This is a genomic window from Pantoea sp. UBA5923, assembly GCF_002431095.1.
GTDB lineage: Bacteria > Pseudomonadota > Gammaproteobacteria > Enterobacterales > Enterobacteriaceae > Pantoea > Pantoea piersonii.
Window position 1 is genome coordinate 91,788 of record NZ_DJDN01000056.1, and the last position, 6,369, is coordinate 98,156.

Here is a 6,369-nt window from a genome sequence, read left to right on the forward strand (position 1 = left end):
TACTAAAATCATTTATGCCTCTGATATGATTGGTCAAGTCAGAAAAGGGGTTAGAATCGACCTGTGTATCTTTCAAACACATGAGGTTTCATTATGGATGATGACATAAAGATAGCGATGTCCCCTGTTCAGCTTGCTGCCGCGCTCTCTGATAAGACAGTCACAGAGGCGGAAACGATGAGTAACCGCCTCCTCGGGGGGCTGGGGCTTATCATGGGTTCACTTGAGCTGGCAGGCGCCACTGCTCTGTGTATCGCACCTGAACCTACCGGATTAACAAAAGCAGGATGTGTAGTTGTCGGAGCACATAGTCTCGATAGCATTCACTCTGCTGCAAACCAGCTCATTGTGGGCAGAGACACCCGCACGGCAACTTACGAGGCAGCAACAGCAATTGCCAAATCCTTTGGAGCAGATGACGATACAGCGATGAAAATCGGCCTGACTGTCGATATCGCTGTTCCATTAGGATTTGCACTTGGCATCGGCGCAAGCCGGGTAGCAGCAGTAAGAGCTGGCCGCATAAAACTCAGTGAACATGAGTCAATGACGGGTTTTAAACCCGGCGGGCATACGCTTTCCACACATGTTGGCAAAAGCGATGCAGAGTTGTTAGCCCGCTTTGATGCGAATAAGCGTTTGCAGTATTCCACCACCTTTACCAACGCGCAGGTAGCAGAAGAAGCCATATCGAGAGCGCTCTTTGCTAACCGGGGCATTATAAAATCCGTTCTTGGCGGAGGCAGGCAGGGAGCCAGGCTGACTATTCGTAATGCATCAGGTAAAGCGATTGGCTACGGTTTCCGGCGCGGGAGTAACCAGCGGATAGTCATGACAAATGTGAGAATTGTTATTGAGTTTCAGCAATATAACGGCAAACCCTATTACATTCTCACCGCGTTCCCGGATCTATAGGTACAAAATGCACAACTTCCACTTTCTTGACCAATTGATTTTCGGTTATTTCAACCAGGACGCCGACATCATCAATGATGGCGAGGATACGATTGAAGGCATAGTACGGCTATTCAAAAAGTCAGCACCAGACTGGATGCTCAAAGATCTTGTCGAAGAAGTTGATGATTTTATCTCCGCATATGGTAACGGTGTCGAAGAGGAGTTCAGGAGACGATACGGGTTTGATTTTTCGCCTGAACTTTGGGAAACCACTGCTCATGAATTCCTGATGACAGTACGTCAGATCTCGTCAGAACCATGAGGTTTTCAGGAGTACATTTCCTGATGAGAAAAAATAATTGGTACACGTTTAGGTACACGGAAGAAAACTGAATTAAACAAAAAACCTTTAAAACAATAAGTTGGGATATTTATTCAGACTCCGCCAGCCCACCAAAATTCTTCAAAGATGATTACCAGAGTCATATGTAGAAGTCTTGAAAGCCCGCACGGCGCAAGCCTGGCGGGCTTTTTTGTGTCTATATCCTTCCGAGACGATCCGCCTGAACCCTGTGATAATTTGTAGAGTCAGCAGGCAAATCGAACCCTCAGGTTAACCTGAGAATGATGAAATTATCCCGTGCAGCTAAGGGCTTAATAGTTCTTTCTATCGGGGTATCAGTGTATGAAATATACACGTCAGACAATAAAACTTCAGAAACCGGCAGGCAGGTTGCTATTCACGGAGCAGGTATTGCGGGCGGTTGGGCTGGCGGTGCTATTGCTGGTTTAATGTGTGAGCCTGGCGCCCCCGTGTGCGTGCTATTAGGCGGATTTGTCGGCGGTGCTTTAGCGGCATGGGAAATGGGCAACTGGTGGAAATAGAGATGGAAGAAGTTACGACACTATCGTTATCGGAAGTAAATAAAGCAACAGATACCGCCCAGGCCCGGTCTGAAGTGCTGCTAGACGGCAGATTAACAGGGATTACCATTCCCGGAAAAGTGCTTGAAGCTGCGATAAAAGTCGATGCGCGTCGCTATCTTTTATTCGTGACGGATGACGTCATCTTTGAAGAAATGCTGACGATCCTGCTGTTGGATCTTTCTCAAGGCCTAGTAGAAGAACTGACTATCGGGGGCGCTTATACTTCAGGTCACTTTGAAGATTTAAAGGTTTCGCCCCGCTCTGCAAGCTTCAGCTTTATTGGCGATACTACATGGACAGTAAAAGTATCGAAATCCCCCACGCTTAAACTGCCGTTTTCCGATCCTCGCGGCGTAAGCCGCCCAGCAGGATTAAGGAAATACATTGATATCTCCGCTAACCCAGCTCCGACCAGGGCTGACGGTAGCCGATAAGCCAGCCTACCTCCTTTTTACTTTATCGCCAGAACAGGCGATAACGCGGTGAGACGAAACGGCATTGGTATATCAGTCAAAGTTGAACTGATAAAAATCAAATAAAAACAATAAATTGTCTAGAAAACTCAGATTCCGCCAGCCCAAAATGCTTGAAAGATGATTACCAGAGTCATCTGTAGAAGTCCTGAAAGCCCGCACGACGCAAGCCTGGCGGGCTTTTTTATGTCTTCAATTTTTCCTGCGAAGTCGGAAGTTAACTAGCTAAAACCGAACCTTTGAGACACATGGTTAACCGCCCCGTCCAGCTGCGACACAATTTTTTAGCATCCATACAAAAACAAGGATTGCTTTCAAAAACACGTCATCATGTTCATTTGTCTTCTGATAAAGCCACTGCTATTCAGGTTGGCCAACGACATGGCAGGCCAGTAGTGCTAAAAATAAATGCCCTGGCAATGTATGAACAGGGCTTTAAATTCTATCAGGCTGATAATGGTGTCTGGTTAACAGAGCAAGTACCTTATCAGTTTATTCAGGAATAATGACTACTAATCATCAGCCAGATCTGCTTTATGGCGGACTGACTCGAGGCGAGCCATTTTCAGCCATTCATCAAAGTTATCTGTATAACCTCTGTCTTCCCAACCAGCAGATGCAAAGGCATGAACATAATATACTTTTGGATCAGTTGATGTGTCTTCGCCATCGAAACATACGATATCATCCGAATAACGCCAATTAGCAAAAGGTATAAGTTTACGCTTTGGATATAATTTTCTGATCTTCTCACACCAAAAATCAACATAATTTTGTGCACAACAAAACAACCACCATGGCTCTATATCATCCAGTTTGTCATTTGAGACATAATCAATAAAGCTATTAGGCAATGAAAAGCCTGGATATAAATAATTTTCATACATATAGGATCTATCAATCATTTATTTACCCTTTCCTGTTATTCTTAGGGAATCGTATGATCCATGTTGAGCATGGGCAACTGTTCATCCAACCGCTAGCTGGGTGACTGGTAAAAAACCCGGTTTTTTAAGTCGGGATTTTTTGAGGTTATTCTGGATTAGAAGGTGGACATTTGCGGGATTTACGTTCATCTATTTTTGCAAAAAGCCATGATCTAAAAGCTGCGGCTGTTCCTGCAATGACACTTGCTATCAAAACATATTTAATATCTAACTTTTCAATATCAACCCTATGACTAATTATTAGCTGTACAGCTATCAGCGCAAAAGAGAAGAAAAATAAGCAGCAAACAACCATATATATAATACTTACCAGCAATAGCCATATTGCAGTCTTATTTTTTCTTATCATTTTTCTTAACCTCATCCTTAACAACGTTACTTATAAACTCTCCACTTACTGCACCAATAATATCACCAACAGGAGCTGAACCTGCACCTAATATAGGGTCAAATACAGGCGTCGCAACTATACCAACCGTTGTACCAAATACCCATCCTGAACCAGTGCCTGCTAAAGAGCTTTTATCCAACCCATCATTAAATATGGATGCACCTACGGCAATCGCAGCATTCTGCCAAACATCCCGGCCCGGAGCCAACATTCCACTAATACCTGCGGAGACACTACCCTTATAATCCCAAGTTTTGTTTTCATTACCCGACTTGTTCAAATCAAACCATTGATAAGTGCCGTTAGCGATTTCCGCTATTACTCCACCACTCAATACTTTACCAAGCGATGCGACTGGACCTAAATACATGGATCCTGCGATCAATACGCCATCCTTATATCCATCTACGATAGCCTTGGTGATATTTGCACTGTCAGGTAATTCACCCGTAACCAGCTTATCAGAAGCATACTTAATCTCTTCTGGTGTTGCCGGATTCAGCACTTTGCCCGTTTCATCAGTAAGATTCGTATTATTCACTAGCGATCCTTGGGCCTGAACATTATTCCAGAAGCCGGTGCCGAACCCGTCCAGACCACTCAACGAGTTATTCTCAACCGCATTCTTCCCGGCCTGCGCCCCGGCCACCGCACCCGCCGTACTGTCCCCGGTCACCCCGCCTGCCAGCCCTGCCGCCAGCGTCCCCAGCGTGCTTATCGTCTGACGCTGCTCCTCCGTCAGGTCCTCGCATTTCACCCCCGGATACATCTGCTGCGCGATATACTCGCCAATCGCCGCGCCAGACGCGCCCGCGACCGCGCTGTTGCCCGCCGCGTAGGCCGTCACCGCGCCTACTACCGCGTGGGCCATCAGGTTCGCCTGGACGTTCACCACGTCATTGCCGTTCGCGTCCTTCGTGGTGGTCATGGCGTGAATAACTTCCGTCAGGTAAGGCGCTGCCGCCCCGCTGGCTGCCTGCGCCAGGTTGCCGCCCGCCAGACCCTGTACCGCCGCCGTGGCCGCCTGAATGCCCTGCTGGATGGTGCTGCCGGTTCCCCACTGCTGCTGGGCCGCCTTATAGCTGTCCGTTGCCGTCAGCTTCTCGTTGTACTTCGCCCACTTCTCTTTCGACGCACCTTTGGCGGGCTCTTTGATATCGTGCGCGGCCAGCTCCGCCTTACCGGCACTGGTGGCCCGTATCTGCCCCTCCGTTCGCGCGATACCCGCTGTCTGGTTGCCGATTTCGGCGATCATCTGTAAAGTAATGCTCCCGGCTCATTAGCCGGAAGCTTTTCTCTGTTATCAGGAAGAAAATATCAAAAACAGGCAATTACCCAATTAAAGTTACAGCCTCGGGATTTATTTACTGAAGATACTTTTTCGATACATTGCCAGTGCAGGTAAACTCTTCAAACACTTTGACAACGATATCGAAATTTTCTGTTATTTGACGAATAGGCCAACAATCACCAAGTATCATTACTTCATCATCATTCCCAGAAGGATCCCAGTAAGTTCTTACCTGATATTCATCCTCAAAGATTTCACCTAGAGTCATTAGGTAATAACCGTTTTCTGTTCTTACCTGTAGCATTTCCGCTCCACTTTCTGAACTCATCAACATATCAAGTGTAAGAGTACCTTCTCTTCCCTGAAGTTGCTCTAATTGATTTAATATATCACTCCAGGTTGAGACCTGTTTATTCCCACCATATCCGTTCAATGTCCAACTCATTTTAAATTTCATTTTAATCCCGCGCCTTAATAGATTTCATACCGGGTTGCCAATAGAGGACGGTTCCTGTAGCTTCTTCATAGATTGTCAATGATTTTAACCCGGCTTTATCAGCCATAGCGGCTATATCACCTCGGCAATAACCACATACAGGTTCTTTAGTTACGCTCATCGTCATTTCACGTCCTTGAGACATACCTTTTTCAAAAGCTTGCTGGATAACTCCTACTTCAGCATGAGCTGTAGCCATATTTCCATTCGAAAGAGGTTTGTTTTGCTTATCTATTTTGACCTGGATACGTCCATTAATTAGTGTTGGCTTATTTACATCGGCCAAGTAAGAAGGTCGTGCGCCCTGATTGGTATCTGAGAACTTAACCCCATCGACATAACCTTTCGCAACTACCTTAAGATTAGCATCAACAATTTTGCTGAGTTGTTTTGCTGCTGCCGAACCCAATACTGGCGTCACCGAAGCAACAATGATATCCATTCCCTGCTTCGTTTCGGCATAACTCTGTGCGGTCTGGCGATCAACACCCAGCACATCCATTGCATATTGCGTCAGTGCATCCTTCACCTGCTGCTGATTTTGTGCATCAACGCTGGTGATGTTCAGCAGGTTCACTATCTGCCCGTAGGCATCCGGGTACATGTCACTGACTTTGTTATTGTAATTACCGGTTTCATACTCACTTTTGGCCGAGTAAGCCTCAAGCCTTGCCGCAGCGCATCCCGCACTGGCAGCCTTTCCGTTGCCACAGGCATCTGTCACCTTCTGGTCACGGCTGATACTTTTCTCCAGCAGGTCGTTTATCTTTTGCTGTGCCTGCTCACGCTCTGCGGGGTCTTTGCTCTTGAGCTTCTGTTTCGCTACCTCAAGTTCTGTCTTTTCGTTTACATGCAGCCAGTTATTCTCAATCGCAGTCTTCCCGGCCTGCGCGCCCGCCACCGCACCCGCCGTACTGTCCCCGGTTACCCCGCCTGCCAGCCCTGCC

The 6,369-nt window shown here is 46.8% G+C and carries 9 protein-coding genes and 1 pseudogene; 5 read left to right on the forward strand and 5 right to left on the reverse strand.

The features are described from left to right. Positions 1–93: 93 nt before the first annotated feature. The 5 genes and pseudogenes from B3797_RS13650 to B3797_RS13670 all read left to right on the forward strand — a co-directional run. Positions 94–915, forward strand: coding sequence for an RNase A-like domain-containing protein (locus tag B3797_RS13650; RefSeq protein WP_311791346.1), 822 nt, complete (start codon positions 94–96; stop codon positions 913–915). Between the two features lie 7 nt (positions 916–922). Further along, entirely contained in the window at positions 923–1,219 is a 297-nt protein-coding gene (locus B3797_RS13655; RefSeq protein WP_311791347.1) for a contact-dependent growth inhibition system immunity protein, read from the forward strand. Positions 1,220–1,521: 302 nt separating this feature from the next. Further along, entirely contained in the window at positions 1,522–1,782 is a 261-nt protein-coding gene (locus B3797_RS13660; protein WP_311791348.1) for a hypothetical protein, read from the forward strand. A 2-nt stretch (positions 1,783–1,784) separates the two neighbouring features. Beyond that, positions 1,785–2,258, forward strand: a complete 474-nt coding sequence (locus B3797_RS13665) for a hypothetical protein (protein WP_311782971.1) — start codon at positions 1,785–1,787, stop codon at positions 2,256–2,258. A gap of 320 nt (positions 2,259–2,578) precedes the next feature. After that, positions 2,579–2,803: pseudogene (locus tag B3797_RS13670) on the forward strand (RNA 2'-phosphotransferase); the annotation flags it as partial. 6 nt (positions 2,804–2,809) lie between these two features. On the opposite strand, the gene B3797_RS13675 reads toward B3797_RS13670, so the two are convergent. From B3797_RS13675 to B3797_RS13695, 5 genes are all read right to left on the reverse strand, one after another. Then, a complete protein-coding gene (locus tag B3797_RS13675) occupies positions 2,810–3,202 on the reverse strand; it encodes an SMI1/KNR4 family protein (protein ID WP_311782972.1) in 393 nt (130 codons plus the stop codon). 127 nt (positions 3,203–3,329) lie between these two features. Next, positions 3,330–3,593, reverse strand: coding sequence for a hypothetical protein (locus B3797_RS13680; RefSeq protein ID WP_311791349.1), 264 nt, complete (start codon positions 3,591–3,593; stop codon positions 3,330–3,332). Next, positions 3,577–4,890 carry a VENN motif pre-toxin domain-containing protein gene (locus tag B3797_RS13685; protein ID WP_311791350.1) on the reverse strand — a complete coding sequence of 438 codons (1,314 nt, stop codon included), beginning with the start codon at positions 4,888–4,890 and terminating at the stop codon, positions 3,577–3,579. Before B3797_RS13685 ends, B3797_RS13680 begins: the two co-directional genes overlap by 17 nt. A gap of 109 nt (positions 4,891–4,999) precedes the next feature. Further along, the gene (locus tag B3797_RS13690; protein WP_311791351.1) at positions 5,000–5,383 is read right to left on the reverse strand and encodes a DUF6911 family protein; all 384 of its coding nucleotides are present in this window, start codon (positions 5,381–5,383) and stop codon (positions 5,000–5,002) included. Position 5,384: 1 nt separating this feature from the next. Beyond that, positions 5,385–6,369 (reverse strand): cytidine deaminase-like fold-containing protein (locus B3797_RS13695; RefSeq protein ID WP_311791352.1); only part of this gene is annotated, 985 nt, incomplete at its 5' end.